This is a genomic window from Bradyrhizobium sp. CSA112 (genome assembly GCF_029051645.1).
Taxonomy (GTDB): domain Bacteria; phylum Pseudomonadota; class Alphaproteobacteria; order Rhizobiales; family Xanthobacteraceae; genus Bradyrhizobium.
The window spans coordinates 40,710-66,933 of record NZ_JAACFS010000021.1 but is presented as its reverse complement, the minus strand read 5'-3'; the positions used below and the strand labels follow the sequence as shown (position 1 = coordinate 66,933).

Sequence of the window (26,224 nt, the reverse complement as noted above, 5' to 3'; positions counted from 1 at the left end):
CGATTTCCTTGCGTTGTGATGGACGCATCGGTACGCAAACGCTACTGCCGCAGATCAGGCCGCATGGGTGGCGAGACGGCCGAGTTCGCGCGCCACCAGCTCGCGGTAAGGGCCCCTTCCCTGCACGAGAATATCCGGCGGTCCATCTTCGATGATCCGCCCGCCCTGCAGCACCACCACGCGGTCGAAATTGCGCAAGGTGGCGAGACGATGGGCGATGGCAATCACAGTACGCCCGCGCATCAGCCGCGACAATGCCTCGCGGATCGCCTCTTCGGATTCGCTGTCGAGCGCGGCGGTCGCTTCATCCAGCAACAGGATCGGCGCGTCCTTCAGGAAGGCGCGCGCGATGGCGATCCGCTGCCGCTGTCCGCCGGAGACCTTGATACCGCGATCGCCGACCATGGTCGCCATGCCCTCGGGGAGATTTTCGATGAAATCGCAACGCGCCGCAATCGCCGCGCGCAGCACCTCGTCGTCGGTCGCGTTCGGCCGTCCGTAGCGGATGTTTTCCATGATCGAGCGGTGGAACAGCGAGATGTCCTGCGGCACCACCGAGATCGCCTCGCGCAGGCTTTGCTGCGTCACCCGCGCGATGTCCTGGCCGTCGATCGTGATGCTGCCGCGCTGGATGTCGTAGAACCGCTGCAGCAGCGCGAACAGGCTGGATTTTCCACCGCCGGAATGGCCGACCAGTCCGAGCCGCTGTCCCGGTTGAATGCGCAAGTTGAACTTCTCGAACACCTGAACGCCGCCGGGATAGTGGAACGCGACGTTGTTGAAGGCGACGGCGGCGCCGCTGCGGATCAGCGGCTCGGCCTCGGGATGATCCTTCAACTCGTGCGGCAGCAACAAGGTCGCAATCGCTTCGGTCAGACGGGCGACGTGCTGGGTCACATCGACCAGCGCCACCGCAAGATCGCGCGTCGCGCTCAGGATCGAAAGCCCCAGCGTACAAACCAACACGACGTCGCCGGTGGTGGCCGCGCCGTTCTGCCAGAGCGTGATGACCCACGCCAGCAGGGCGATCGTCAGTGCGATTGTCACGACGGCGTGAAGGAGCCGCAGCTTCTCGAGATAACGGAGGCTACGCCCGCGGGCGTCGAGTTCCCGCTCGACGGTGGCGTCGAAGCGGTCGTGTTCGTAGCTGAGGCCGCAGAATGCGCGGACCAGCGGCAGATTGCTGATGACGTCGACCATCTCGCCGTCCACCGCAGCCGCCTTGTCGGCGAAATCGTCATGCAGCGGCTTGCCTGCCGCGGCGAGGTGGAACATCGCCATCAGCATGATACCTGCAATGACGATCAGCCCGGCAGACATCGCCAGGCTGACGGTCCCTATCAGGAGTATTGCCGAAACCGTCGCGATGCACGGCGGCAAGACGTTCCAGACAAACATGTTTTCAACGGTGAACACCGCGTTGGAAGTCGCGGTGATACGGCTGGTCAGCATGCCCGGCAGCCGGTCGGAAAAATAGCTGGGTGCGTGACCGGTCAGATGACGGAACATGTCGCGGCGGAGATCGCCGGTGACGCCCACGAAGGTGAAGCTCGCCGTCCAGCTTGCCACCCGCCACAAGAGATTGTCGGCGGCGATCAGCGACATGAGAAAAGCGAATGCCAGCCATACGCTACTCGCGTGCGACGAACCGGCCGTCAGGCTGTCGACCAGATTCTTCACGCCGTACTGCGTGCCCACCGAGCAGGCAACCGCTGCAATGACGGCAGACACGATGACCACATGGGCCGCGCGACGCCGGCGCAAATAGCGCAGCACAAATGGAAACGGCCGTCGCACATATCCTGAAAGATTGTCCATGAGTTCCGCAAACCTGTTGAGAGTGAACGAGAATCCCTAATGCGTTTCGCACACGAGGACGTGAAGAATGCCGCTTCGGGTTTCCGCGCGCTTGGCCATCACCGCGCAACAATTTTGCAGCATCGAGGCAGCCCTAACTCTGTTTGTGTCAGATGGCATCAGCAAGACAGCCGTGTGGAAGAAGCAAGATGTGCTGAACATTGGAACTTCACAGATGCAAGAACGTTCCACCTTTCGGCACGACGGTGCCGATTGCGGGCAGAGGGCTTCACTACTCAACCACCATTCCAGACAGGAGACGCAAAGATGCGCATCGCGCAGGTCGCCCCGCTGACGGAGGCTGTCCCCCCCAAACTGTACGGCGGCACCGAGCGGGTGGTGCATTGGCTGACCGAAGAACTGGTGGTGTTAGGACACGACGTCACATTATTCGCCAGCGGCGATTCCCGCACCTCGGCGAGACTCGACGCGGCATGGCCGAAGGCGTTGCGCCTCGACGGCTCGGTCCGCGACCCCAACGCACTGCATATGGTGATGCTGGAGCGCGTACGGCAGAAATGCGATGATGAAGAGTTCGATTTTCTCCACTTTCATCTCGACTACTATCCATTCTCGCTATTCGACCGGCAGCCGACGCCGTTCCTGACGACGCTGCACGGCAGGCTCGACCTGCCCGAGCATCAGCCGGTGTTCACCACCTTCTCCAAGATTCCGGTGATATCGATTTCCAACGCGCAGCGGCGGCCGGTGCCGCAGGCCAACTGGGTGCGCACCATTCACCACGGACTGCCGGAGAACTTGCTGACGCCGCAGCAGGTGAGGCCGTCTTATCTTGCGGTACTCGGGCGGATCGCGCCGGAAAAGGGCGTGGATCGCGCTATCCGGATAGCTACCCGTTGCGGCATTCCGCTCAAGATCGCGGCGAAGGTCGATCGCGCCGACCAGGAATATTACGACGAGTTGATCTCCCCGCTCATCAAGGCCAATCCGCTGGTAGAATATATCGGCGAGATCAGTGACCGCGAGAAATCCGACTTCCTCAGCGGCGCGATCGGCCTGCTGGTTCCGATCGACTGGCCGGAGCCGTTCGGGCTCGTCATGATCGAGGCCATGGCCTGCGGGACCCCCGTAATCGCCTATAATCGCGGTTCGGTCCCGGAGATCATCGATGCCGGCTTGACCGGTTTCGTTGTCGAAGACGAAACCAGTGCCGTCGGCGTGGTCGACCGCCTTGCCGCGCTGGACCGGGCTGCGATCCGCAAGCGGTTCGAAACCCGCTTCACCGCGCGTCGCATGGCGCTCGATTATCTTGCCGCCTATCGCGGCCTGATGGAGGAAGCGGAGCCGCGGATCAAGCTCGTCAGCAGCGCGGAGTAGCATTTCCGCGGCTTCACGCCGTCGTCATTGCGCGACGACCGTAGGGTGGGCAAAGGCGCATCTGCGCCGTGCCCACCGTTTACACTCGACGTCTACACTCGACGCGAAACAATGGTGGGCACGCTGCGCTTTGCCCACCCTGCACTCCCTCAACTCACGACCACCCGCTTCGGCTCGACGATCTCGAACATCCGCGGAAACTCGTCCATCAGCGCCATCAGCTCGCCGAGCCGCACCGGGTTGCCGCTGACCTTGATCTTGCCGGAGCCGACCGCATCCTGGAATGTCGTCAGCTTGGCGATCACTTCGTCGAGCACGCCGCGCGGCAGCGTGAAGCTGGCGTCGGCATCGGCGGCCTGCGCATTGGCCGTATAGGTCAGTGCGGAGTTCTCCAGGTTGAGAATGAACGTCTCACCAGTATCGGTGAAACCCCAGTTCAGCACGATGCGCTTGCCTTCGGCCTTGGGACCGTTGAGGCGAACGCCGAGCACGTCCCATAGCTGTTCGGTGCGCAGCGCAGCCAGCGTTTCGCGCGGCATCGCCCAGCGCGGCGGCACCTTGGGCATGCCCTGCCGAAGTTCCTGTGCGCCAAACAGATAGGCGTTACGCCACGTCGAACTCTCCGAGGCATAGCCGAGCTGCTCGAAGGTGTCCGCCAGCATCGCGCGCGCCGACTGGTTATCGGGATCGGCGAACACCAGGTGGCTCACCGCCTGCGCGACAAAGCGGAATTCGCCCTTGGCAAAATCTTCTCGTGCACGCGCGAGGATCGCGTCCGCACCGCCCATATATTCGACATATTTTTTGCCCGACTCGACCGGCGGCAGGGGATCGAGATTGACGGGGTTGGCGTCGTACCAGCCGAGATACTTTTGGTAGATCGCCTTCACATTGTGCCTGATGTGGCCATAGTACCCGCGGCCATGCCAGGCGCCCTCGAGGCTCGCCGGCAAGCGGATGGTTTCCGCAATTTCGGTCGCGGTGAGCCCGTGGTTCATCAGGCGGATGGTCTGGTCATGCGCGAATTTGTAGAGGTCGCGTTGCTGGCGGATCATGGTGTCGATCCGCTCCTGTCCCCAGACTGGCCAATGATGCTGGCCGCACATCGCATCGGCCTTGCCGCCCCACATCTGCAGGGCTTCGCCGAGATATTTCGACCACGCTAGCGCATCGCGCACGTCGGCGCCGCGGAACGGCAGCAGATTGTGGAAATTATGCGTGCAGTTTTCTGCGAGATTGAGGAGCCTGTAGCGGGCGACGTAGAAATGCATTTCCGCCGGCGCCTCACTGTTCGGCGCCATCTGGAATTCGAATTCGACCCCGTCGATGGTCCGCTTGTCGCCGGTCGCGATGATGAGATCGGTCGGGCGCACGAGCGCCACTGCCCCCGCCGACATGGTCTTGCCAAGCCCGCAATCGACCTGCCCGCGCACGCCCTTGGCGAGGAACGGCCCGAACTGATATTGCGCGCGGCGCAGCATCGCGGGACCGGCGATGATGTTTTCCGAAACGGCGTGTTCCATGAATAGATTCGGCGCGATGATCGGCACGCGGCCGCTGGCGAGCGTTTCGTCGTCGAGCACGCCGTGCGCGCCGCCCCAATGGTCGGTGTGGGTATGGGTGAAGATGACGGCGGCGACCGGCCGTTTGCCGCGGTGCTGGAAGTAGAGCTCCATGGCGGCCCGCGCGGCCTCGATCGAGGTCAGCGTATCCACCACGATGACACCGCTCTCGCCCTCGATCAGGGTCACGTTGGCGATGTCGAGCCCGCGTACCTGGTAGACGCCGGGCAGCACCTCGAACAGGCCGTGATGCATGTTGAGCCGCGACTGCCGCCACAGGCTGGGATCGACGGTCGGCGGCGCTTGTTCCGCGGACAGAAAGCCGTAGGGTTCGAGGCTCCAGACTACCCTGCCCTGCGGCGAAACAATCTTCGCATTCTCCACCGTGCCGAGAAAGCCGCGCGCGGCGTCATCGAAATCGCGCGTATCGGAAAACGGCAGCGCCGTCAGCGTCGCCGCGTGCTGCGCGATGACCGGCGCGGAAGCTTCCTTCGGGGATTCCCTCGATGGTTCGATCGTGGCTGGTTGGCTCATTGTTGTGTACTCCCTTGCGCAGTAAAAAGCCGAGATCGAGAAATCGAACGGTGTCAGCGAAACTGCAGCCCCTCGAACTGGCCGCTGCTGCGCCAGCCGTCGATATATTTGAAATAGGCCATCGGGCCTGCGGGATGGCCGACATTGAGCTTGGCCGCCGGCCCCGGCTCGCGTCCTTCGTTGTTGTAGTAGCCGGGCGTGCAGTCAGGTGAGCCGATCATGCGGCCAGCGCCCGTCAGCAGCAGCTCGACCCAGCGATCCTCGCCTTCTCTGGTGACTTCGATCTCCTTGAAACCGTTCGCCCGCGAGCACCGCCTCTCGTACGCTAATTGAGTGCCCAGAGATAGGCCAGCGTCGCTGCGATCCCGAGGCCCGTTCTGACCGCGTGCAGGCCTCCCCATTTCACGATCAGCGCGCGTGATTGCGCCCCGGCGTCGTTCTCGGCAATCGCTTTCAACGCGCGGTTGGTCGGCATGATGCCAAGCAGCGTATACGGCCAGTTGGCGAGAATAAGCACCGCGCCGACAATCCAGCGCCAATCCCCAGTCGCCCAGGCGGCGATCAGGCCAAGCACGCCCGAAATGACCGCGCCACTCGCCTGCATCGCAAGGCCGCGGTCGTAGCTTGGCTTCCACTGCTTCAAGAGGGCTCGGTCATCGAGACCGAGACGCGCCGGCTGCTCGGCGAGATTGATGTAGAACGCGGCCCCGGCGAACGCGGCGGCGACAATCGTCGCAAGCTGTCCTGCAAACATGATTCACTCCACTTATCGTCAACGAGATGCGGGAAGATGGCCTTGTCGAGTTGCGCCCCAATCCGCACCATCCGCGCGCATCTCGTCGCGCTGACGAAACGGGGAGAGGAAGCCTTTGCCTCCGCCGGCCAATTACAGGCGCCGTGGGCGAACGCGCTGGCGAAGGGTATCGACGCCAAAGAGTTCGCAAAGACGCGCCGCCTGCTCGCGACGTTATCCGAACGGCTCGATCAGGAATTAGGCAAGAGCCGCGACGACGATTGAGTCGGTAATGGCACAGACCTCGCCTCACCGTCATTGCGAGCCACCCGGTCGGCGCGTAGCGCCGCCGGATGACAGGCTCCCGCGAAGCAATCCATCTCTCCGCGCGGGAAGATGGATTGCTTCCTCGCTTCGCTCCTTGCAATGACGGTGGAGGAAGCTATCGCCCTACTTCTTCACCTTGCTGGCATCCATCTTGATCGACGTATCCAGCATCTTGACCGAAAATGCGGTGTTCACGTCAAACGGCTTTTCCATGCCGAGATAGGTCTGCACTAGCTCGTAGTCCTTCTTCATCCGCTCGGCGTCGATCCAGCCCAGCGCCTTGGTCGTCGTAAACTCGTCTGTCATCAGGAACTTGATGCGCTCCCACTGGCGCTGCTGGTTTTCCTTGTCGAGACCGGAAGCCTGGTCGAGCAGCGCTTTGAGGCAGGGCGCGACCTCGGCGACGCAGGCGGCGTACGCCTTCTGGCTGATTTTGACGAATTCCTCGACCAGCTTCGGATTCTTCGCGAGGTAAGCGCCGTTGACGATCAGCGAATTGCCGTACGGATTGAGCCCAATATCCTTCCAGTTGACGTAGCCGAGATCGGCGCCGAATTCGATCACCTTTAGATCGTGTTCATTGTAGAAATCGCTGATGATATCGACGGTGTGGCTTTTCAGCGCCGCGATCTTGGCGGTCGGTCCGACATTGACGAAATTCACGGAGTCAGGTGCGATGCCGGCCGCCTTGGCAAAGGCCGGCCACATCACCCGCGAGGCATCGCCCGGCGGATTGCCGATCTTGTGGTTCGGGAAATCCTTGGGCCCGTTCACGCCATAGCTCTTCAGCCAGTAGAAGGTCTGGCCGGTATTGGCGTAGATGCTCATCAGCGCCACCACGTCGGCGCCCTTGCTCTTCGCCACCAGCATGGTTGCGAGATCGGCGATACCGAACGGCGAGCCGCCGGAGCCGACCTTCAGCGAGGAAACGCCGGATCCCTTGCCGACCTCGATCGTCAGGTCGATGCCGGCCTTTTCGTACCAGCCTTGCGACTTGGCGTAATAGAACGGCGAATGATCCGCCGTCGGCGTCCAGTTCAGGATCAGGTTGACGGACTCGGCGGCCACACAGGGCACAGCCGGTACGGCAAGCGCAAGCGCCAGTCCCGCAATTCGCAACCCCTTCATGGCAACCTCCTCGTTTGCAACCGATCTTGTCGCCGCGCGCCGGTGACGCTACCAATGCAACTAGGGACGAGACGAGTTGTCAACTATTTGGTTGGAAATGCCCAAAAAACGTTCTGACATCACCAGGCCGCAGCGGCGCGATCCGGCCGCCACCCGCAAGAAACTGCTGACGGCGGCGCGGCGCGAGTTCGCCAGTAGCGGCCTCGCTGGCGCCCGGGTCGACGAGATCGCCGCGCGGGCGGGCGTCAACAAGCAGCTCGTCTACCACTATTTCGGCGACAAGGATGCGCTGTATTTGGCGGTGCTCGAATGGGTATACGAAGAAATCCGCGCCCAGGAGCGCAAGCTCAATCTCGAGGGATTGCCGCCCGAACTGGCCATCAAGAAGCTGATCGAAAGTTCCTTCGACCACCTCGCCGCGCACCCCGACTTCATCGTGCTGCTGAACGACGAAAACCGCGGCGGCGCCCGTCACGTACGGAACTCGCGCAAACTGGAAGCGATGCATTCGCCGCTGGTCAGCCTGGTCTCGACCATTCTCGGCGAAGGCGTAAAGGCCGGCATATTCCGCAAGGGTATCAACCCGGTGCACCTTTACATCTCGATCGCCGGGCTCAGCTACTTCTTCTTCTCGAATACCCCGACCCTATCGGCCATCTTCGGCAAGGATCTGTCGAGCCGGGCCGCGCGGCAGGCCCGCCGCAAGCACGTCGTCGATCTGGTGATGCATTCACTGCGCCCCTAATCAACCAGATGGTTGATTACCTGAAGAGGCCGCGATAGGATTGCCGCCATGCGCCCGGGAACCGGACGCGGGACCCAGGGGAGTGCGCAGTGTTCAGCGATGACGGACGATCGATACGGTCTTTCGCGATCATCCTGATCGTGCACCTGGCCGTGATCGTCCTCTGGCAGGTTTTGGTCGACGCCTTCCAGGTTCCGAAATTCATCCTGCCCTCGCCGCTCGCGACCGTCGCGACGCTGGGCTCGCCGAGCTATGCGTGGCTCTCCAATCTCGCGGTGACGGCCATCGAAATTCTCGGCGGGTTCTGCCTCGGCGCGGTGGTCGGCATCATGCTGGCGGTGATGTTCACCTGGTCGCCGCTGATCAGCCTGTTGCTGCTGCCGCTGTTCGTGACGCTGAACATGATTCCGAAAGTGGCGCTGGGCCCGCTGTTCATCGTCTGGTTCTCCTACGGCATCTTTCCGAACATCCTGATCGCGTTTTCCATCTGCTTCTTTCCGATCCTGCTCACCACTGCGCGCGGGTTGAGCGAGGTCGAGCCGGATCTGCTCGATCTGGTAAAATCGCTGCGCGGCTCGCGCTGGACGCTGTTCCGGAAAATCCAGTTGCCGGGCGCGCTGCCTTACGTGTTTTCCGGGATGAAGGTCGGCGCGATCCTGGCCGTGGCCGGCGCCATCGTCGGCGAGTTCATCGCCTCCGAACGAGGGCTCGGCTACCTCATGATCCAGGTGCAGTCCTCGCTCGATACGCCGGCGATGGTGATGGCGGTCGTGCTCCTGACATTGCTGGGCGTGGCGCTGTACGGGCTCGTGCTGGGCTTGGAGCGGATGTTCGTCGTCCGGGACATCCGGCTGCAATGAGACAGGGAATGAACATGCTGCTGACGCGCGAAAACCTGCCGCAGACGATTAGCGATATCGCTGCGCTCGACGAACTGCTGTGCCGCCCGAGCCAGGCGCTGATCGACGATCTTCGCAAGGTCGACGGCGACATTATGATTTTGGGCGTCGCCGGCAAGATGGGGCCGACGCTGGCGGGACTTGCCAAGGCCGCCGCGCCGGATCGCCGCGTGATCGGCGTCGCCCGCTTCAGTGATCCCGCCATCAAAGACTGGCTGCAGGAGCGCGGCGTCGAGACCATCAATTGCGACCTGCTCGATGAGGCCGCCATCAAGGCGCTTCCGAAGATACCGAACATCATTTTCATGGCCGGACGCAAATTCGGCGCGGAGGGCGATCTGTCGCTGACCTGGGCGATGAATTCACACGTCCCCGCCCTGGTCGCACAGGCCTTTGCGAGGTCACGCATCGTCGCGTTCTCGACCGGCTGCGTCTATCCGTTCGTGCCGGTGAGCGGCAAAGGCTCGGGCGAGGATATGGCGCCCGATCCGCCCGGCGAATACGCGCAATCCTGCGTCGGGCGCGAGCGCATGTTCGAGTATTTCTCGCGGAAGTATTCGACGCCCGGACGGCTGTTCCGGCTGAATTATGCGATCGACATGCGCTACGGCGTGCTGCACGATATTGCCAGTAAGGTGCTGCAGGGCAAGCCGATCGACGTCAGCCTCGGCCATGTCAATTTCATCTGGCAGGGCGACGCGTCCTCGCAGGCGCTGCGTTGTCTGGCACATTGCGAGACACCGACCTCGCCGATCAATGTCAGCGGCCATGAAATTCTCGCGGTGCGCGACCTCGCCGCAAAATTCGGCCAGCGTTTTGGCCGCGCGCCCGTGATCGTCGGCACGGAGGAGCCGACGGCGTGGCTCACCGACACCTCGCAGGCGGTAAAGTTATTCGGCCTGCCGATCGTCGATACCGAGCAGCTCATCAGTTGGACCGCCGACTGGGTGTCGCGATCGATGCCGAGCCTCGGCAAGCCCACCAAATACGAGGTGCGCGATGGCCGCTACTGAACCTATCGACATCGTCGAGCTCGGCGTTGGCGATGCGCAGGCCGCGCTCGTGCTGTCGGCCGAGGCGGGCTGGAACCAGAACGAGGCAGACTGGCGGTTTTTCCTCGCCCAAGGAATCGTATTCGGCCTGCGTGAGGGCGACCGGTTGGTCGCAAGCACTGCACTGCTGTCCTACTCGGCGGGCAATGCCTGGATCAGCATGGTGCTGGTGACGCCAAGCTGGCGCCGCCGCGGCATCGCGACCCGGCTGGTCGATGCCTGTCTCGCTGCAGCGACACAGCGCGGCCTCACCACCTGGCTAGATGCGACGCCGGCCGGCGCCGCCGTCTACGGTCCGCTCGGTTTCACCCCGACCCTGCAATTGCGGCGGCTGCGGCTGGAGACGCCGATGGACACAACCGTTACGCGGCCACTATCGGCCAGCAGCCCCGAAGCGTTGATTGCGCGCGATTGCGACGCCATGGGATTCGACCGTCGTCCATTGCTGTCAGAATTTGCAGCGCGGCCGGGTTCTCGCATTGTGTCGGAGGCCGGAGCAATAACTCTCGTCCGCGATGGACGCACCGCGCGGCACATCGGTCCGCTCCTGGCCGACCACGCCGATCAAGCACTGGCGTTGATAGATGCGATTGTCCGGTCCGAAACCGGCCCCTGGTTGATCGACGCCGTCTTCTCGCAAGGTGAGTTTCTCGACGGGCTCATCCGCGCAGGCTGGAACATCGAGCGGCCATTTCAGCGCATGCGCTTCGGTCCCGCGACCGTCTTGGCGGGAGAACTGCCGTTCGCCGTCGCCGGCCCGGAATTTGGATAGGAACATCCGTCATGCACCATAGCGAAATCAAGGCCGAGGTTCGCAAGCTGATCGCCGACGGCACGGTGCTCCCGGCGCATCCGCTCGCGCTCGACGCGGACCGAAAGCTCGATGTCAGGCATCAGCGCGCGCTGACGCGCTATTATCTCGATGCAGGCGCCGGCGGATTGGCCGTCGGCGTTCACACCACGCAATTCGCCATCCGCGACGTCGGTCTGTACCGGCCGGTGCTGGAGCTGGCGGCGGAGACCGCCGCTTCATGGACCAAGCGGCCGGTCGCGATGGTCGCGGGTCTCGCCGGTCCGACCCAGCAAGCCGTTGCGGAAGCCCAAACCGCTGTTGGCATTGGCTACCATGCCGGCCTGCTCAGTCTCGCGGCGATGAAGTCAGCCACCGAAGGCGAGATCATCGCGCATTGCGAGGCGGTGGCGCGCGAGATTCCGTTGGTCGGCTTCTATCTGCAGCCGGCCGTCGGCGGCGTCATCCTCAGCGCCGATTTCTGGCGCCGCTTTGCCGCCATCGACAATGTTATCGCCATCAAGATCGCGCCGTTCAGCCGCTATCGGACGCTTGACGTTCTGCGCGGAGTGGCCGCTGCAGGCGCGCTCGACCGCGTTGCGCTCTATACCGGCAATGACGATCACATCCTGCTCGATCTCACTTTGCCGTTCGACCTGCGCGACAAGGGCGTCACCACCCGCGCCTACCTCAAAGGCGGCCTGCTCGGGCACTGGTCGGTCTGGACCGCGAGCGCCATCAAGCAGTTCGAGATGTGCAAGGCGGCCCGCGGCAAGGACACCGTGCCGGCGGACCTGCTGGCGCTCGACGCCCGCGTCACCGACTGCAACAGCGCGTTCTTCGATGTCGCCAACAATTTTCACGGCTGCATCGCGGGCTGTCACGAGATCCTGCGGCGGCAAGGTTTGATGCAGGGGCTCTGGTGCCTCGATCCTGCTGAAGGGCTCAGCCCGGGCCAGATGCAACAGATCGACCGCGTCTGCCGCGAACATGCCGATCTCTCGGACGACGCCTTCGTGAAGGCGAACTTGCAGAAATGGCTGGCATGAGCGCCAACGAGCCTTTCATCAGCCTGAAGAACGTCCGCAAGATCTATCGGTCCAAGGGCGCGGAATTCCTCGCCGTCTCCGACGTCACCATGGACGTGAAGGAAGGCGAGCTGGTTTCGCTGGTCGGCCCGTCCGGCTGCGGCAAGACTACCGTGCTGAAGATCCTGGCCGGGCTGCATGAGGCCGACGGCGGCACCATCAAAATCGGCAGTTCGACAACACCGTTCGACCCCGCACGCGATATCGGCATGGTGTTCCAGCAGGCGTTGCTGCTGAAATGGCGAACCATTTTGGACAACGTGCTGCTGCCGGCCGAGATCGTCGGCCTGCCGATGAAGGCCGCGCGGGCGCGCGCCCGTGACCTGCTCAACCTGGTCGGCCTCGCCGGTCACGAAGACAAATATCCGCAGCAATTGTCCGGCGGCATGCAGCAGCGTACCGCGATCGCGCGCGCCTTCATCCATGATCCCAAGCTGATCCTGATGGACGAGCCGTTCGGCGCGCTCGATGCGCTCACCCGCGAGCAGATGAACCTCGAAATGCTGCGGATCTGGCGCGAGAGCGGCAAGACTATCCTGTTCGTGACGCACAGCATCCAGGAAGCGGTGTTTCTCGCCTCGCATTGCGCCGTGCTCACTGCCGGTCCGGCGCGGATGGCGGAGTACTTCCCGATCGATCTGCCATTCCCGCGCGCGTTGCCGATCAAGACCACGGACGAATTCGGCGCTTATGCGCGGCGAATTTATGCGAGCCTGGGATTGAGTCCGAGCGGGTAAAGTCCACCGTCATTGCGAGGCCCGAAGCGACGAAGCAATCCACCCATCCGTGTGCCGCGCCATGGATTGCTTCGCGGAGCCTGTCATCAGGCGCGCATTCGCGCGACCCGTTGGCTCGCAATGACGGACCGCTACTCATACGCCACAGGCCCGGTATCGCGATAGGCCCAGCAACTCTCCTTCGGCAGCGAAACCTGGGTCTCGACACCCACCTGATGCCGGGCCGCGGTGCCGAGTTCGACCACCTCCAGCCGCCGGCCGAACAGCTCGATGCCGTAAGCCGTCTGCGTGCCCTGATAGCGGCGGTCGAGGACGCGGGCAGGAAAGACATTGGCGCCGTCATGTTTGCCGATCGAGATGTTCTCCGGCCGCAGCGCAATCCGCACTTTCTCATCCGGGCCGAGTGAATGCAGCAATGCCACCTCGCCCCGCCGCCCTTCGCCGAAATCGACCGTGCCAAACGCGCCGTTGCGCGACACCAGCGTGCCCGGAAGCTCATTGGTCGCGCCGGTGAAATTGGCGACAAACAGATCGGCCGGGCGATTATAGATCGCATCGGGCGTATCCATCTGCAGCAACTTGCCGTCCCGCATCACGCCGATGCGATCGCCGAGCACCACCGCTTCGGCCTGGTCGTGAGTGACATACAGCGCGGTCATTCCGGTCTGCTTGAGGATCGCGCGAAGGTCGTCGCGCAGCCGCAGGCGCAGCTTGGCATCGAGGTTCGACAAGGGCTCGTCGAGCAGCAGCAATTGCGGCCGGTAGACGATGCTGCGCGCCAGCGCCACGCGCTGCATCTGGCCGCCGGACAATGCGACCACTGGTCGGTCGGCGTATTCCGATAACCCGACCAACTCGAGCGTCTCGTCGACCTTGCCGCGGGCGTCGTTGCGCGAAAGTTTTCGGTGCTTGAGCGGATAGACCACATTCTGGCGCACCGTCATGTGCGGCCACACCGCATAGGACTGAAACACCATGCCGAGATCGCGCAAGCGCGGCGGCACCAGGATCCCGCGTTCAGGCGACGATACGACCCTGCCGGCAATACTGATTTCGCCTGACGTCGGGTGCTCCAGCCCCGCCACGCAGCGCAGCGTCGTGGTCTTGCCGCAGCCGGAGGGGCCGAGCAGAACCACGATCTCGCCGGCCGGCACGCCAAGACTGACTCCATCGATCGCCGGCCGGCCGATCGCAAACTGCTTGCGCAGGTCGGTAACTTCGAGCGTCGCCGTCATGGGGTCGATGGTTTCCGTGATGCGATCATCATTGCCCGTACCCGTAGGTCTTGTTCCATTCGGCAACCCAGGCCGCGTGCAATTTCACATACTCGTCGAACCTGGGGAACCAGACCTTGACCACTTTGGGATCGAAGCCTTCCGGATACGCAGGCGGCACCTTCAGTGACGTCAGGTTGCCGAGTTCCTTGATCATGAAGGTCTGCCCTTCTTTCGACAGGCACCAGTTCAGAAACAGTTTTGCCGCATTGGGATGCGCAGCGGTTTTCGGAATGCCAGTGGCATACGGATTGACCGGTGCGCCCTCCGGCGGAAAGAAGATCTGGATCGGCGCGCCGTCCTTCTGCTTCGGATAAATCGCGTTGTAGAGCAACGGTCCCATGGCGATCTCGCCGCGCACCAGCGAATCCGACATTGGCGCGCCTGACGGGTAAAGCACTGGATGGGTCGCCGCCTGCTTGGCCCAGTAGTCCTCGCCAAGCACTTGCCGTTCGAACATGATCCGGGTCCATGTGGTGCCGCCCGACGGGCCGATAACCTGCCCGATCAGCTTGTCATACTCGGGCTTGGTGAGATCCTTCCAGGTCTTGGGCGGGTTCTTGACCAGCTCGGTATTGTAGGCGATCGACCACACCAGCGTGGCGCGCGGCCAGAGCTGGGGCGCGATCTGCGCGTCGGGATTGTAGTCGGCCGCGTTCGGCGGCGCGTAATCCTGGAACATGTCCGCCAGCGGCTGCATCAGCGCACGGTCGGAATGATCGACTACGTCGGCGATCAATTTGCCGGCCGCGGCCTCGGTCTTCACACGGGTGATGAGCTGGCCGCCCGGCGCACGGACCATCTCGACCTTGATCTCGGGGAAGCGCTTGTTGAACGCCTTGATGACCTGCTGTTCGACCTCGGCGAAGTTCGCGGTGTAGTACACCAGTCTGCCCTCGGCCTTCGCCGCCGCAATCAACTCGGGCGAACCAAACTCCTGCGCCTGCGCCGCCGCGCTCCATGTCAGCGCAAGACCAGCAATACCAGTGATTGCGGCAATGTTGGTGAAGATCCTTCCAGTCATAGCCAATCCTCCCCTTCGTTTTGTTATCCGGTTCGGGCGACACTGCCCTGCGCCGCGCCGCGCGACAGCCAGTTGGCGCCGCCGATGAGAACGCCGAGCAAAACGGTTTGCACCAAACTGAACGCGGCGGTCTTTCCAAGGTTTCCGCCTTCGTAATAGTCGAGCAACAGCACCGACATCACCATGGTGTCGCTGGTGTAGAGAAACAGCGAGGAGCCGAGCTCGCGGATCGCGAGCACGAACAGCAGCGTCATCGACGCGATCACGCCCGGCCGCGCCAGCGGCAGCACGATCGTCCTGATCGTGCCGAGCATGCCCTTGCCGCAGACCCAGGCGGCTTCCTCAAGCTCGCGATGAATCTGCAGGAACGAGGTTGACAGCGACTTGACCGTGTCCGGCATGAAGCGGGCGATGAACGCCAGCGCCAGGATCCAGATCGTGCCGTAGAGACCGCCCGGAATGCCGATCCATGCCCAGAGATAAGCGACGCCGACCACGAGGCCGGGGATCGCGACCGGCAGGGTCGAGATCACGTCGATCCAGCGCCGGCCCATCACCTGGGTACGGTGAATGGTGTAGCCGATGGCGAAGGCGAGCGCGCCGCCGACCACGGCGGTGATCAGCCCGACCTCGACCGCATTGTAGATCGAGCGCATGGTCAGCGGATTGTCGAAGATGCTGTAGAAATGCATCAGGGAATACTGCCTGGCATCGAACAGGCTGCTGACGTCGCGGATGAACATGAACTTGCGAAACGCGGCGACGATCAGCGCGAACAACGGCAGCACCACCACGACCACGAGATAAACGATGCCGAGGCCAAAGGTGAACCAGCGCCAGCGCCCGAGATCGAGGCTGCGCGGACGGAATGCCTTGCCGGCGACGGTGGTATAGCTGCGGCCGCTCAGCACCTTCTGCTGCAGGAACACGAGCAGGCCGGTGACGACCATCAGGATGATGGCAACCGCGGCCGCCGTATTGTAAAGCGGCGGCGACCAGTTCGTGAGCTTGAATATGTAGGTAGTCAACACCGCAAGATTGGTGGGCGCGCCCAGCACCGCCGGAATGCCGTAGATGCCGAGCATGACGATGAACGACAATAGCATGCCAGAGACGATCGCCGGCATGATCAGCGGAAACGTCACCGTGAACAGTGTCGCGAACGCGCTGGCGCCGGAAATCTCGGCGGCCTCCTCCAGGCTCGGATCCATATTGCGCAGCGCCGAAGCGGTGAACATGTAGACATACGGCGCGTAGTAGATGCCGAACACGAACACCAGGCCCCACATCGAATAGAAATCGACGCGCCAGTCCAGCCCCATCCATTTGAACATGGTGTTGATCAGGCCGGTCTTTGGCGAGCCCAAAATGGCCCATGCAACGCCCGCCACCAGCGGCGGCGCAAATAGCGGCAGGATGCTGGCTGCCGCGATGAACCCCTTGAACGGCGTATTGGTGCGGACGACGATCCAGGAGAACAACAATCCGATCACAACCGCGATCAAAGTGCCGCCGCCGCAAGCGATCAGCGTATTCGCCAGCGCCTCCGCGACATTCGGGTTTACCAGTACGGTGAGGAAGTTCGTGATTGAGAGGTGACTGAGCGAGATGCCCTCGACCACCGGATTGGTGTCGGTGAGCGCGCCGAGCAACAACATCAGGATCGGATAGATGACCAGAAAGCCGAGGATCGCCAGCAGGAGCGAAATCCACAAGCTGGCCGATACGCGCCCACGCCTGCCTTCACCCGCGCTACGCACGCCTTCGCTGTGCCGGCTCACCTGTCCGTTCAAAGCGCTTCCTCTCGCCGGAGACCGTCTTTTTTATGGAATTGCGGTCGCGATGTGCGGAAAGCCTAGTCGATCGCGCGGCGCGCGGAAAGCCATCCGAACGTCGGCGCGCGGATATGGCGCGGAGACGCTTTTTCTAAGCCGGCCGTCATTTCGCATACGCATCATGCAAGGAAGCGCCTGTGGCTCGTCTCGTGTCCGTAGTACACGCCGCGGAGGGCGCTTCCGCCCCCCGCGCGGAGAGCCCGATTAATGGCACTGAATACAACCGCAAAGCCGCGCGCCCCCGCGCCAATCGACGGCCTGCCTCCGGAACTCCGGCGCTGGGCGGTCGCGGCGATCTTTACGGCGCTGGCGATGGCTTCGCTGGATACGGCGATCGCCAATGTGGCCCTTCCGGCGATTGCTGCCGACCTCCATGTCAGCCCGGCCGACGTGGTCTGGGTAGTCAACATCTATCAGATCGCGCTCGTTGCGACGCTGCTGCCGCTCGGCGCCCTCGGCGAAATCGTGGGTCACGAACGCATCTATATCGGCGGCCTCGTGCTGTTCACGCTGGCCTCGCTCGGCTGCGCCTTGGCATGGTCGCTGCCCAGCCTGACGGCTGCCCGGGCGCTGCAAGGATTAGGCGCCAGCGGCATCATGAGCGTGAACGCGGCGCTGGTCCGCTTCGTCTATCCGACCCACATGCTGGGCCGTGGCTTCGGCCACAACGCGCTCGTGGTCGGAACGGCATTCACGTTCGGTCCGACGATCGCTTCAGCGATCCTTGCGATTGGAACATGGCCGTGGCTGTTCGCGATCAACATCCCCTTCGGCGTGATCGCGATCTGGATCGGCCTGAAGACCTTGCCGAAAACGCCGCGCGCGAAGCACGCGTTCGATTTTGCGAGCGCGGCGCTGACCGTAAGCTGCCTGGGGCTCTTCATTGTCGGAATAGGCAGCGCGGCGCATCAAGCCCCGCCCGTCCTGGTCGGCCTGGCGCTTGGCGCTGCATTGCTGCTCGGCTGGATCATGACCCGCAGAGATGCGGACCATCCGGCGCCGATGCTGCCGATCGACCTGTTTCGGCGGCCGATGTTTGCGCTGTCGGCAGCCACGTCGGTCTGTGCATTCGCAGTGCAGGGAATGGCGTTCGTCTCGCTGCCCTTCTACTTCGTGGACGTGCTGCACCGGTCGCAGGTGGAGACCGGTTTCTTCATGACGCCCTGGCCGCTGGTGGTGGCGATCATGGCGCCGATCGGGGGCCGGCTTTCCGACCGCTATCCCGTCGGCATCCTTGGTGGCCTCGGGCTGGTGCTGCTCGGCATCGGCATGGCGCTGCTGGCAACGCTGCCACCGGATCCCGGCATTGCCAACATCGTCTGGCGCACCGTGATTTGCGGGATCGGATTCGGCTTTTTTCAGACGCCCAATCTGCGGGCGCTGATGTCGAGCGCGCCGCCGCACCGCAGTGGCAGCGCGAGCGGCATCGTCGCGACCGCCCGCCTCACCGGACAAACACTCGGTGCAGCGCTGGCAGCCCTGTGTTTTGCCCTCGCCGGCCATGATGGCGCGACACTTGCATTAGCACTCGGCGCCGGGTTTGCTGCGCTCGGCAGCGTGATGAGTTTCCTGCGTCTGGCCGTGGGTGCTCCGCGTAGTACATGACTGTCATCGCCCGGCGGCGATCGGGCCGACGGGATCGATTTGGAGGACGAAGTTGCGACTTCTCAGTATGCTGGCCGGCGCGTGTCTCCTGCTGTTTCCGGCCGCCCTTCAGGCCCAGACCGTCTGGGACATGCCAACGGAATATCCACAAAACGCGATGCCGGGCGTTGGCCTGACGGCCTTCACAAAACACGTCGCGCAATCCAGCGGAGGCAAACTCGAGATCAAGCCGAGCTTCGATGCCAAGGCCGGCATCAAATCGGCCGGCATGCTCGCCGCGATTGCGGAAGGCCGGGTGCAGGCCGGCGATGCCTTCGCCGGCGCGCTTGAGGCCGAAGACTCGATCTTTGCGCTACCCTCGCTACCATTTCTGGTGACGTCGACCGCCGACGCCAAACGCCTTGCCGACATCGCGCGGCCGCATCTTGCGGCGGCGCTGCAGAAGAAAGGCCTGCGGCTGCTTTATCTGACGCCTTGGCCGCCTTCAGGCATTTGGTCCAAGACGCCACTGACGTCACCGCCCGACCTCGCCGGGCTTTCCATTCGCACCTATGACAGGACCTCAACCGAAGTATTCCTGAGCGTCGGCGCCAAAGCCACATCGATCAGTTTCGCGGACACGATGCCGAAACTGGTCGACGGCAGCATCAACGCGGTGTTGTCGTCGGGAGACGGCGGCGCCGGCCGCAAGCTTTGGGAGTATCTGCCCCGTTTCAGTGAAATCACCTATTCGCTGCCGCTTTCGATCGCGAGCGTCAATCAGGCGGCCTATGACGGTTTGAGCCCGGATACGCGAGCCGCGGTCGATGCCGCTAGCCGTCAAACCGAGAGCGAATTGTGGCTCGCTCTGTCGACCCGGTTGGAGGAGAACTATCAACGCATGCGCCAGAACGGCGTCACGATCGATTCAAATCCCGAGCCGTCGATCGTTGCAGCGCTGCGAACGGGAGCGGCAGCAGCGCAGCGCGCCTGGTGCACCCGGTCGGGGCCCGTCTGCGCCGAGATTCTCGATGCCTTCAAGGCCGGCAAACCATAGCGGCCTGGACGACAGCGCCAGCGATTTCGAGATTGCGGCGCCGCACTGGTGGCGGCCCTGTGCTTTGCCCTCGCCGGTCACCACGGTGCGACGGTGGCGCTGATGCTCGGGGCCGGATTTGCCGCGCTTGGGAGCCTGATGAGTTTCCTGCGTCTGGCCGTGGATGCAGAACGGATATGACAGCCATGCGACGGGCGCGTGCCCACGCAACACCAGCGGATCGGTCTTCTTCCCCACCGTAACCACGCATTTTCGTGATTTGAACGATTCCAGGTTGCAGGCCAGATTGCGCCGGGTCTCGACCGATGGGTCAGACGAAAAGGGGATACGCGATGGCAAACCTCACCATTAACGGCAAAACAATCAATGTGGACGTCGAAGACGACACGCCACTACTTTGGGCGATCAGGGAGAACGTTGGCCTCACCGGCACCAAGTACGGGTGCGGCATCGCACTATGCGGCGCCTGCACCGTCCACGTCGATGGGGTCGCGATGCGCTCCTGCGGCATGACGGTCAGCGAAGCCGTCGGCAAGCAGATCACCACGATCGAAGGACTCGCCAGCAATGGCGCGCTGCATAAGGTGCAGCAGGCCTGGGTGGCGAACGACGTCCCGCAATGCGGCTATTGCCAGAGCGGCATGATCATGGCGGTTGCGGCCCTTCTCAAGGAGAAGCCAAAGCCGACCGACGAGGACATCAACGAGGCCATCACCAACATCTGCCGATGCGGAACCTTCCAGCAGGTCCGCGAGGCGATCCACGCCGCCGCGAGCGCCTGAGGGGGATGTCATGAATCAGCACGTCATGCCCAAACTTAATCGTCGCGCCTTCGTCATTGGCACCGCTGCCGCTGGCGCGGGCCTCGCAATCGGCCTCGACATTCCCTTCGGCGGACCCACGGTCGTTCGCGCCGCCGACGGCTCGCCCGAGGTCAATGTCTGGGTGGTGATCCGCCCCGATAACACGACTGTGATTCGCATTGCCCGCTCGGAGATGGGTCAGGGTACTCTCACCGGCCTCGCCCAACTCGTCGCCGAAGAACTCGAATGCGACTGGTCAAAGGTCATCACCGAATATCCGACGCCCGGTCAAAGTGTCGCACGCAAGCGCGCCTGGGGCGATTTCTCAACCGGCGGCAGCCGCGGCATCCGCTCCAGCCAGGAATATGTCCGCAAGGGCGGCGCCACCGCGCGGGTGATGCTGATCCAGGCGGCCGCCAACGATTGGAAGGTGCCGGCCTCGGAATGCACCGCGACCAACAGCGTCATCACCCATACGCCGTCGGGCAAGACCACGACCTACGGCAAGGTGGTCGAAGCCGCCGCGAAGCTCGAGCCGCCGGCGGACGTGAAGCTGAAAGACCCCAAGGACTGGAAGATCGCCGGCAAGGGCCTGAAGCGGCTCGATACGGTCGATAAGACGACGGGCGCGATGATCTATGGCGCCGACGTCAAGCTGCCGGGCATGCTCAATGCGGCGATCAAGGATTGTCCCGTCTTCGGCGGCAAGCTGAAGAGCTTTGATGAAGCCAAGATCACCGGCATGAAGGGCGTCAAGAAGGTGGTGAAAGTCGGCGACAGCGCAGTCGCCGTCGTCGCCGATACCTGGTGGCACGCCAAGACCGCGCTCGATGCGCTACCGATCGTCTGGGACGAAGGCGAGAACGCCAAGGTCTCCAGCGAGTCGATCGCCAAATGGCTGGCCGAAGGCCTCGACAATTCCCAGCCAGCCTATATCGGCAACCAGAACGGCGACGCCAAAGCCACGATTGCAAGCGCCGCCAAGAAGGTCGAGGCGGTCTACAACTATCCCTACCAAAACCACGTCACTATGGAGCCGATGAACGCAACGGCGCTCTATACGCCGGACAAATGCGAGGTCTGGTGCGGTACCCAGAACGGCGAAGCAGCGTTCGCCGCCACCATGGAAGCCGCAGGGCTGCCGGCCGAAAAATGCGAGGTACACAAGCTCATCCTCGGTGGCGGCTTCGGCCGTCGCGGCATGACCGATTACGTCAGGCAAGCGGTTCTGATAGCCAAGCAGATGCCCGGCACGCCGGTCAAGCTGCTGTGGTCGCGTGAAGAGGACATGGCGCAAGGCAAGTTTCATCCGGTCACGCAATGCAAGCTGACCGGAGCATTCGATGCCGACAACAATCTGACCGCGCTGCACGTCAGATTGTCCGGCCAATCGATCCTGTACACGGTGCGTCCGGCGGCGCTGGTGAACGGCATGGATACGGCTGCGTTCCAGGGCCTCAGTCCCTCCGGCGATGCGGCGATCGGCTACTCTGTGCCGAATCTGCTGGTCGAGCATTCGATGCGCAACCCGCACGTTCCGCCCGGCTTCTGGCGCGGCGTGAACGTGAACCAGAACGCGATCTACATGGAATGCTTCATGGATGAGCTGGCGCATTCGGTGGGCCAGGATCCGGTGGAATTCCGCCGCAAGCTGATGAGCAAGCACCCGAAACATCTCGCCGTGCTCAACGCCGTGGCCGAGAAAATCGGCTGGGGCAAGCCGGCGCCGCAAGGCGTCTATCGCGGGATTGCGCAGGTGATGGGCTACGGCAGCTATGTCGCGGGCGCAGCCGAAATCTCCGTGACCGAGGGCAGCAAGATCAAGGTGCACCGCATCGTCGCCTCGACCGATCCGGGTTACATCGTCAACCCGGCGCAGGTCGAGCGGCAGATCGCGGGCTCCTTTGTCTATGGCCTGTCCGCCCTGTTCTATGGCGGCTGCACGGTGAAGGACGGCAAGATGGAGCAGACCAACTTCGACACCTACAATTCCATGCGCATCGCCGAGATGCCGAAGGTGGAATGCGTGATGGTGCCGAGCGGCGGCTTCTGGGGCGGCGTCGGTGAGCCGACCATCGGCGTCGCTGCGCCTGCGGTGCTCAACGCCTACTTCGCGGCGACCGGCAAACGCATCCGTTCGGTGCCGCTGAAGGACCAGAACATCACGTTCGCCTGACAACAGTGGACGGCGGCCTCACCCCGGGGCCGCCGTTTTCCCATTGAGAGATTGCTGATGAAAGCGTTGCGTGTCGCCATCGCGCTTGCCGCGGTCGCGGTGTGGTATCAGCCGTCGCTTGCGGCTTCCGATCCCCCGCCCGGCGCAGCATCCTGCTCCGGCTGCCATCCCGCTGGAGCAACGGCCTCGCCGATTTCGCGGCTGTACGGCCGCGACGCCGCCGACATCGTGAAAGCCATGGCCGGATTTCGCGACGGCTCGCTTCCCGCCACGGTCATGAACCGGATTGCCAAGGGTTTCACCGACGATGAGTCGCGCGCGATTGCGGTGTGGCTCGCGGCACAAAACTAAGGGCTGCCGGCATGGCTATCAGGCATCGCATCAGCCGCCGGGAGTTCTGCCGCGTTGGTGCGGGCGCCGCAGCGACGGCGGCGTTTCCGCTACCCGCGTTTGCGCAATCGGCGGCACGTGTGGTCGTGATCGGCGGCGGCTTCGGCGGCGTGAGCTGTGCGCGGGCGCTGAAGCAGATCGACCCGAAATTGCAGGTCACGCTGGTCGAACCGAACAAGACCTTTATCGCCTGCCCGTTCAGCAACAATGTTATCGCCGGACTGCGTTCGATCGAGGAGCAGCAATTCGACTACGACAAGATCGCCGCCGGCGGCGTGACGGTGGTGGCGCAGGCGGCAACGGCGATCGATGCGGCGGCGCGGACCGTCGGCCTCGCCGATGGTACCTCGCTCGGCTATGACCGGCTGGTGCTGTCACCCGGCGTCGATCTGCGTTTCGACGCGCTGCAGGGTTATGACGAAGCGGCCGCCGCGAAGATGCCGCATGCCTGGAAGGCGGGCGAGCAAACGCTGTTGCTGCGCAAGCAGCTCGAGGCCATGGACGACGGCGGTCTGGTGGTGATCGCTGCCCCCGCTAATCCCTTCCGCTGTCCGCCGGGGCCATACGAACGCGCCTGCCTGATTGCGTATTACCTGAAAACCAAAAAGCCGCGTTCCAAGCTGATCATCCTCGACGCCAAGGACACCTTCTCCAAGCAGCGTCTGTTCCAGAACGCGTGGAAGGAGCTCTATCCGGGAATGGTCGAATGGGTGTCGCTGTCGCAGGGCGGCAAGGTGAACGCGGTGGATCCAGCGACCAATACCCTGATCACCGATTTCGGCAACCACACCGCCAAGGTGGCCAACGTCATTCCGCCACAGCGGGCCGGCCGCATCGCCACGATCGCAGGCGCGACCGACCGTACCGGCTGGTGCGCGATCGATCCCGTTACCTTCGAGTCCAAATCGGCGCCGAACATCCATGTCATCGGTGACGCCTGTATCGCCGGCGGCATGCCAAAATCGGCATTCTCGGCGAATGCGCAGGCCAAGACTTGCGCGCGCGCGATTGCCACGCTGCTATCAGGCGGATCGCCCGCCGCGCCGAAACTGATCAACACCTGCTATAGCCTGGCGGCGCCCGATTATGGCATCTCGATTGCCGGCGTATACCAACCGAAGAACGGATTGCTGGCCGATGTCGAAGGCGCCGGCGGCGTTAGCCCGCTGGAGGCGCCGCGCGACGTCCGCGCGCGCGAGGCCGACTATGCGCAATCCTGGTTCGCGACCATTACGGCGGAAGTCTTTGGCTAGATTCGGATTTCGCATGTCGGCGCCGATCCTGGTCGGAGCGCTCCTTGCCCTGCCCGGCGGCACCGCCGCGCAGGAACTTCGCAGCTATTCCGTCGTCGGCGATGCCATTCCGGAGCCGCTCACGAATGCGCGAGGCGATGCAGCGCGTGGGCGCGCCCTCGTCGTCGAACGTTCCAGCACTTGCATCCTCTGTCACAGCGGCCCATTTCCCGAGCAGAAATTCCAGGGCGATCTGGCGCCTGATCTTGCCGGTTCCGGCAGCCGTTCGTCCGAGGGCCAGCTTCGGCTCCGGCTGGTGGATGCGTCCCGCCTCAATGCCGCGACCATCATGCCGTCCTATTATCGCGTGGACGGCCTCGATCGCGTCGGGACGCTGTGGCGCGGCAAGCCGATCCTGTCGGCCGAACAGATCGAGGACATCGTGGCGTACCTTATGACGCTGCGAGAATAGGAAGGGACGATGCAGCAACCACCAAATTCATCACGCCGCCAGTTCCTCGGCCTCGCCGGCGGCGCAGCCGCGCTCGGCGCAATCCCCGTCATTACCGTTCGGCCCGCGGAGGCGACGCCCGCGATGCTTGCTTCCGCCATCCAGAATGTCACCGCCGGCGCGGTGGTGCACACCGGCAAGGTCAAGCTCGACATCCCGCCGCTGGTGGAGAACGGCAACACCGTACCGATGATGGTCACCGTCGCCCACCCGATGGCCCCGGAGGATCACGTCCGGAGCATTCACGTCTTCAATGAGAAGAATCCGCAGCCCAACATCGCCAATTTCTATCTTGGCCCGCATAGCGGTCGCGCGCAGGTTTCGACCCGCATCCGTCTCGCCGACAGCCAGAAGATCGTCGCGATCGCAAAACTCTCGGATGGCTCGTTCTGGTCGGCCAGCGTCGACGTCGTGGTGACGCTCGCAGCCTGCACCGAGGAGGTAATCTGATGGCTTCCGCGCTCATCAACGTTCCGGCGAAAGCCAAACGCGGCGACATTATCGAGATCAAGACGCTGATGTCGCACATCATGGAAACCGGCTATCGCCATACGACTACAGGCGAAGCCGTTCCGCGCAACATCATCACGAGCTTTACGTGCCGCTTCAACGGAAACGAGATTTTCCGCGCCGATCTGTTTCCGGCGATCGCCGCCAATCCCTTCATCACTTTTTTCACGACCGCCGCAGAGAGCGGCAAGTTCGAGTTCGAATGGACCGGCGACAAGGGCTTTTCCGAAACCGCGTCCGCCTCGATCACGGTCGAATGAGACCTTTTGGCGCCATAGCCGCCGCGCTGTTGACCGCAAGCGCGGTTTGCGCCGCCGAAATCCCCCAAGCCGACCGCCGCTCCGGCTACAGTTTCATGAAGGCCGACACCAAGGCGATGCAGGACGAGGATACCGCCAATCCGGGCATGCTCTGGGTGCTCGACGGCGAAGCGCTATGGAAGCGCAAGCTAGGTGCCGCCAACAAGGCCTGCGCCGATTGCCACGGCGATGCGCGCACCAGCATGAAAGGGATAGCCGCCCGTTACCCCGCCTTCGACAAGGCAGCCGGCCGTCCGATCGATCTGGAGCAGCGCATCAATTCGTGCCGCAGCAACCACCAGCAGGCGACGCCGCTGCCCTTCGAGAGCCGCGAACTGCTGGCGCTTACGGCCTTTGTCTCACGGCAGTCGCAGGGCACGCCGATCGAAACCGGCGCCGACCCACAACTCGCGCCGTTTATCGCCAGGGGCGGCGAGCGTTACATGCAGCGGCAGGGGCAGCTCAATCTCGCTTGCGCCAATTGCCATGACGACAATTGGGACAAGAAGCTCGTCGGCTCCGCGATCACGCAGGGACACCCGACCGGCTACCCGCTCTACCGGCTGGAATGGCAGTCGCTGGGATCGCTGCAGCGGCGCCTGCGCGCCTGCATCACCGGCATCCGCGCGCAGGCCTATGACTACGGCGCGCCGGAACTGGTCGAACTTGAACTGTATCTGATGTCACGGGCGCGCGGGATGGCGATGGAAGCGCCAGGGGTTAGGCCTTAGCGATACGG

General features: G+C 63.3%; 26 protein-coding genes. 18 read left to right on the top strand and 8 right to left on the bottom strand.

Features of this window, described 5'->3' with window-relative positions:
* Nucleotides 1-54 precede the first annotated feature (54 nt).
* Complete coding sequence (locus GWE18_RS27575) at nt 55-1,818, bottom strand: ABC transporter ATP-binding protein (protein WP_275188833.1); 1,764 nt, start codon at nt 1,816-1,818, stop codon at nt 55-57.
* 306 nt (nt 1,819-2,124) lie between these two features.
* Here GWE18_RS27575 and GWE18_RS27570 point away from each other — a divergent pair, with 306 nt between their 5' ends.
* On the top strand, nt 2,125-3,195 hold the full coding sequence (locus tag GWE18_RS27570; protein ID WP_275188832.1) for a glycosyltransferase family 4 protein: 1,071 nt from the start codon (nt 2,125-2,127) through the stop codon (nt 3,193-3,195).
* 149 nt (nt 3,196-3,344) lie between these two features.
* Here the strand turns inward: GWE18_RS27570 and GWE18_RS27565 are convergent, their stop codons facing one another.
* From GWE18_RS27565 to GWE18_RS27555, 3 genes are all read right to left on the bottom strand, one after another.
* The gene (locus GWE18_RS27565; protein ID WP_275188831.1) at nt 3,345-5,291 is read right to left on the bottom strand and encodes an alkyl sulfatase dimerization domain-containing protein; all 1,947 of its coding nucleotides are present in this window, start codon (nt 5,289-5,291) and stop codon (nt 3,345-3,347) included.
* A 53-nt stretch (nt 5,292-5,344) separates the two neighbouring features.
* A complete protein-coding gene (locus tag GWE18_RS27560; protein WP_275188830.1) occupies nt 5,345-5,512 on the bottom strand; it encodes a hypothetical protein in 168 nt (55 codons plus the stop codon).
* 104 nt (nt 5,513-5,616) lie between these two features.
* The gene (locus tag GWE18_RS27555; RefSeq protein WP_275188829.1) at nt 5,617-6,045 is read right to left on the bottom strand and encodes a DUF1772 domain-containing protein; all 429 of its coding nucleotides are present in this window, start codon (nt 6,043-6,045) and stop codon (nt 5,617-5,619) included.
* Between the two features lie 36 nt (nt 6,046-6,081).
* Here GWE18_RS27555 and GWE18_RS27550 point away from each other — a divergent pair, with 36 nt between their 5' ends.
* A complete protein-coding gene (locus GWE18_RS27550) occupies nt 6,082-6,309 on the top strand; it encodes a hypothetical protein (RefSeq protein WP_275188828.1) in 228 nt (75 codons plus the stop codon).
* Nucleotides 6,310-6,474: 165 nt separating this feature from the next.
* Here the strand turns inward: GWE18_RS27550 and GWE18_RS27545 are convergent, their stop codons facing one another.
* Nucleotides 6,475-7,479 carry an ABC transporter substrate-binding protein gene (locus GWE18_RS27545; RefSeq protein ID WP_275188827.1) on the bottom strand — a complete coding sequence of 335 codons (1,005 nt, stop codon included), beginning with the start codon at nt 7,477-7,479 and terminating at the stop codon, nt 6,475-6,477.
* Nucleotides 7,480-7,576: 97 nt separating this feature from the next.
* Here GWE18_RS27545 and GWE18_RS27540 point away from each other — a divergent pair, with 97 nt between their 5' ends.
* The 6 genes from GWE18_RS27540 to GWE18_RS27515 all read left to right on the top strand — a co-directional run bounded on the left by GWE18_RS27540 (nt 7,577) and on the right by GWE18_RS27515 (nt 12,790).
* Nucleotides 7,577-8,224 (top strand): TetR/AcrR family transcriptional regulator, encoded by a 648-nt coding sequence (locus GWE18_RS27540; protein ID WP_275188826.1) that lies wholly within the window; start codon nt 7,577-7,579, stop codon nt 8,222-8,224.
* A gap of 89 nt (nt 8,225-8,313) precedes the next feature.
* Nucleotides 8,314-9,084, top strand: coding sequence for an ABC transporter permease (locus tag GWE18_RS27535; protein WP_275188825.1), 771 nt, complete (start codon nt 8,314-8,316; stop codon nt 9,082-9,084).
* Between the two features lie 14 nt (nt 9,085-9,098).
* Nucleotides 9,099-10,136, top strand: coding sequence for an NAD(P)-dependent oxidoreductase (locus GWE18_RS27530; RefSeq protein ID WP_342804301.1), 1,038 nt, complete (start codon nt 9,099-9,101; stop codon nt 10,134-10,136).
* Nucleotides 10,123-10,947 (top strand): GNAT family N-acetyltransferase, encoded by an 825-nt coding sequence (locus GWE18_RS27525; RefSeq protein ID WP_275188823.1) that lies wholly within the window; start codon nt 10,123-10,125, stop codon nt 10,945-10,947. The genes GWE18_RS27530 and GWE18_RS27525 overlap by 14 nt, the downstream gene beginning before the upstream one ends.
* An 11-nt stretch (nt 10,948-10,958) precedes the next feature.
* Nucleotides 10,959-12,014, top strand: coding sequence for a dihydrodipicolinate synthase family protein (locus GWE18_RS27520; protein WP_275188822.1), 1,056 nt, complete (start codon nt 10,959-10,961; stop codon nt 12,012-12,014).
* The gene (locus tag GWE18_RS27515; protein WP_275188821.1) at nt 12,002-12,790 is read left to right on the top strand and encodes an ABC transporter ATP-binding protein; all 789 of its coding nucleotides are present in this window, start codon (nt 12,002-12,004) and stop codon (nt 12,788-12,790) included. The genes GWE18_RS27520 and GWE18_RS27515 overlap by 13 nt, the downstream gene beginning before the upstream one ends.
* A 131-nt stretch (nt 12,791-12,921) precedes the next feature.
* On the opposite strand, the gene GWE18_RS27510 is transcribed toward GWE18_RS27515, so the two are convergent.
* From GWE18_RS27510 to GWE18_RS27500, 3 genes are read right to left on the bottom strand one after another with little or no spacing between them, the layout of a single operon-like run.
* Nucleotides 12,922-14,025 (bottom strand): ABC transporter ATP-binding protein, encoded by a 1,104-nt coding sequence (locus tag GWE18_RS27510; RefSeq protein ID WP_275188820.1) that lies wholly within the window; start codon nt 14,023-14,025, stop codon nt 12,922-12,924.
* 28 nt (nt 14,026-14,053) lie between these two features.
* Nucleotides 14,054-15,088, bottom strand: a complete 1,035-nt coding sequence (locus GWE18_RS27505) for an extracellular solute-binding protein (protein WP_275188819.1) — start codon at nt 15,086-15,088, stop codon at nt 14,054-14,056.
* 23 nt (nt 15,089-15,111) lie between these two features.
* Complete coding sequence (locus GWE18_RS27500; protein WP_275188818.1) at nt 15,112-16,881, bottom strand: iron ABC transporter permease; 1,770 nt, start codon at nt 16,879-16,881, stop codon at nt 15,112-15,114.
* Nucleotides 16,882-17,130: 249 nt separating this feature from the next.
* On the opposite strand from GWE18_RS27500, the gene GWE18_RS27495 reads away from it, so the two are divergent.
* The 10 genes from GWE18_RS27495 (at nt 17,131) to soxA (ending at nt 26,216) form a co-directional block, all read left to right on the top strand.
* Entirely contained in the window at nt 17,131-18,528 is a 1,398-nt protein-coding gene (locus GWE18_RS27495) for an MFS transporter (RefSeq protein WP_275188817.1), read from the top strand.
* 52 nt (nt 18,529-18,580) lie between these two features.
* Entirely contained in the window at nt 18,581-19,564 is a 984-nt protein-coding gene (locus GWE18_RS27490) for a TRAP transporter substrate-binding protein (protein ID WP_275188816.1), read from the top strand.
* Between the two features lie 332 nt (nt 19,565-19,896).
* On the top strand, nt 19,897-20,346 hold the full coding sequence (locus tag GWE18_RS27485; protein ID WP_275188815.1) for a (2Fe-2S)-binding protein: 450 nt from the start codon (nt 19,897-19,899) through the stop codon (nt 20,344-20,346).
* Nucleotides 20,347-20,356: 10 nt separating this feature from the next.
* Nucleotides 20,357-22,543 carry a molybdopterin cofactor-binding domain-containing protein gene (locus GWE18_RS27480; RefSeq protein WP_275188814.1) on the top strand — a complete coding sequence of 729 codons (2,187 nt, stop codon included), beginning with the start codon at nt 20,357-20,359 and terminating at the stop codon, nt 22,541-22,543.
* 57 nt (nt 22,544-22,600) lie between these two features.
* Nucleotides 22,601-22,894: a cytochrome C gene (locus GWE18_RS27475; RefSeq protein ID WP_275188813.1), complete on the top strand. Its 294-nt coding sequence runs from the start codon at nt 22,601-22,603 to the stop codon at nt 22,892-22,894.
* 11 nt (nt 22,895-22,905) lie between these two features.
* Nucleotides 22,906-24,186 carry an NAD(P)/FAD-dependent oxidoreductase gene (locus tag GWE18_RS27470; RefSeq protein WP_275188812.1) on the top strand — a complete coding sequence of 427 codons (1,281 nt, stop codon included), beginning with the start codon at nt 22,906-22,908 and terminating at the stop codon, nt 24,184-24,186.
* Between the two features lie 13 nt (nt 24,187-24,199).
* Nucleotides 24,200-24,637 carry a sulfur oxidation c-type cytochrome SoxX gene (soxX, locus tag GWE18_RS27465; protein WP_275188811.1) on the top strand — a complete coding sequence of 146 codons (438 nt, stop codon included), beginning with the start codon at nt 24,200-24,202 and terminating at the stop codon, nt 24,635-24,637.
* Between the two features lie 9 nt (nt 24,638-24,646).
* Entirely contained in the window at nt 24,647-25,126 is a 480-nt protein-coding gene (locus GWE18_RS27460) for a SoxY-related AACIE arm protein (protein ID WP_275188810.1), read from the top strand.
* The gene (gene soxZ, locus GWE18_RS27455; protein WP_275188809.1) at nt 25,126-25,446 is read left to right on the top strand and encodes a thiosulfate oxidation carrier complex protein SoxZ; all 321 of its coding nucleotides are present in this window, start codon (nt 25,126-25,128) and stop codon (nt 25,444-25,446) included. The genes GWE18_RS27460 and soxZ overlap by 1 nt, the downstream gene beginning before the upstream one ends.
* Nucleotides 25,443-26,216, top strand: coding sequence for a sulfur oxidation c-type cytochrome SoxA (soxA, locus tag GWE18_RS27450; protein ID WP_275188808.1), 774 nt, complete (start codon nt 25,443-25,445; stop codon nt 26,214-26,216). The genes soxZ and soxA overlap by 4 nt, the downstream gene beginning before the upstream one ends.
* Nucleotides 26,217-26,224 lie beyond the last annotated feature (8 nt).

Bases quoted from the DNA above. Each gene is read 5' to 3' on its own strand.
- GWE18_RS27540 (WP_275188826.1), top strand. From the start codon at position 7,577: ATGCCCAAAAAACGTTCTGACATCACCAGGCCGCAGCGGCGCGATCCG.
- soxZ (WP_275188809.1), top strand. From the start codon at position 25,126: ATGGCTTCCGCGCTCATCAACGTTCCGGCGAAAGCCAAACGCGGCGAC.
- soxX (WP_275188811.1), top strand. From the start codon at position 24,200: ATGTCGGCGCCGATCCTGGTCGGAGCGCTCCTTGCCCTGCCCGGCGGC.
- GWE18_RS27470 (WP_275188812.1), top strand. From the start codon at position 22,906: ATGGCTATCAGGCATCGCATCAGCCGCCGGGAGTTCTGCCGCGTTGGT.
- GWE18_RS27525 (WP_275188823.1), top strand. From the start codon at position 10,123: ATGGCCGCTACTGAACCTATCGACATCGTCGAGCTCGGCGTTGGCGAT.
- GWE18_RS27575 (WP_275188833.1), bottom strand. From the start codon at position 1,818: ATGGACAATCTTTCAGGATATGTGCGACGGCCGTTTCCATTTGTGCTG.
- GWE18_RS27530 (WP_342804301.1), top strand. From the start codon at position 9,099: ATGCTGCTGACGCGCGAAAACCTGCCGCAGACGATTAGCGATATCGCT.
- GWE18_RS27550 (WP_275188828.1), top strand. From the start codon at position 6,082: ATGGCCTTGTCGAGTTGCGCCCCAATCCGCACCATCCGCGCGCATCTC.
- GWE18_RS27565 (WP_275188831.1), bottom strand. From the start codon at position 5,291: ATGAGCCAACCAGCCACGATCGAACCATCGAGGGAATCCCCGAAGGAA.
- GWE18_RS27555 (WP_275188829.1), bottom strand. From the start codon at position 6,045: ATGTTTGCAGGACAGCTTGCGACGATTGTCGCCGCCGCGTTCGCCGGG.
- GWE18_RS27480 (WP_275188814.1), top strand. From the start codon at position 20,357: ATGAATCAGCACGTCATGCCCAAACTTAATCGTCGCGCCTTCGTCATT.
- GWE18_RS27475 (WP_275188813.1), top strand. From the start codon at position 22,601: ATGAAAGCGTTGCGTGTCGCCATCGCGCTTGCCGCGGTCGCGGTGTGG.
- GWE18_RS27495 (WP_275188817.1), top strand. From the start codon at position 17,131: ATGGCACTGAATACAACCGCAAAGCCGCGCGCCCCCGCGCCAATCGAC.
- soxA (WP_275188808.1), top strand. From the start codon at position 25,443: ATGAGACCTTTTGGCGCCATAGCCGCCGCGCTGTTGACCGCAAGCGCG.
- GWE18_RS27460 (WP_275188810.1), top strand. From the start codon at position 24,647: ATGCAGCAACCACCAAATTCATCACGCCGCCAGTTCCTCGGCCTCGCC.
- GWE18_RS27515 (WP_275188821.1), top strand. From the start codon at position 12,002: ATGGCTGGCATGAGCGCCAACGAGCCTTTCATCAGCCTGAAGAACGTC.
- GWE18_RS27545 (WP_275188827.1), bottom strand. From the start codon at position 7,479: ATGAAGGGGTTGCGAATTGCGGGACTGGCGCTTGCGCTTGCCGTACCG.
- GWE18_RS27505 (WP_275188819.1), bottom strand. From the start codon at position 15,088: ATGACTGGAAGGATCTTCACCAACATTGCCGCAATCACTGGTATTGCT.
- GWE18_RS27560 (WP_275188830.1), bottom strand. From the start codon at position 5,512: ATGATCGGCTCACCTGACTGCACGCCCGGCTACTACAACAACGAAGGA.
- GWE18_RS27510 (WP_275188820.1), bottom strand. From the start codon at position 14,025: ATGACGGCGACGCTCGAAGTTACCGACCTGCGCAAGCAGTTTGCGATC.
- GWE18_RS27520 (WP_275188822.1), top strand. From the start codon at position 10,959: ATGCACCATAGCGAAATCAAGGCCGAGGTTCGCAAGCTGATCGCCGAC.
- GWE18_RS27485 (WP_275188815.1), top strand. From the start codon at position 19,897: ATGGCAAACCTCACCATTAACGGCAAAACAATCAATGTGGACGTCGAA.
- GWE18_RS27570 (WP_275188832.1), top strand. From the start codon at position 2,125: ATGCGCATCGCGCAGGTCGCCCCGCTGACGGAGGCTGTCCCCCCCAAA.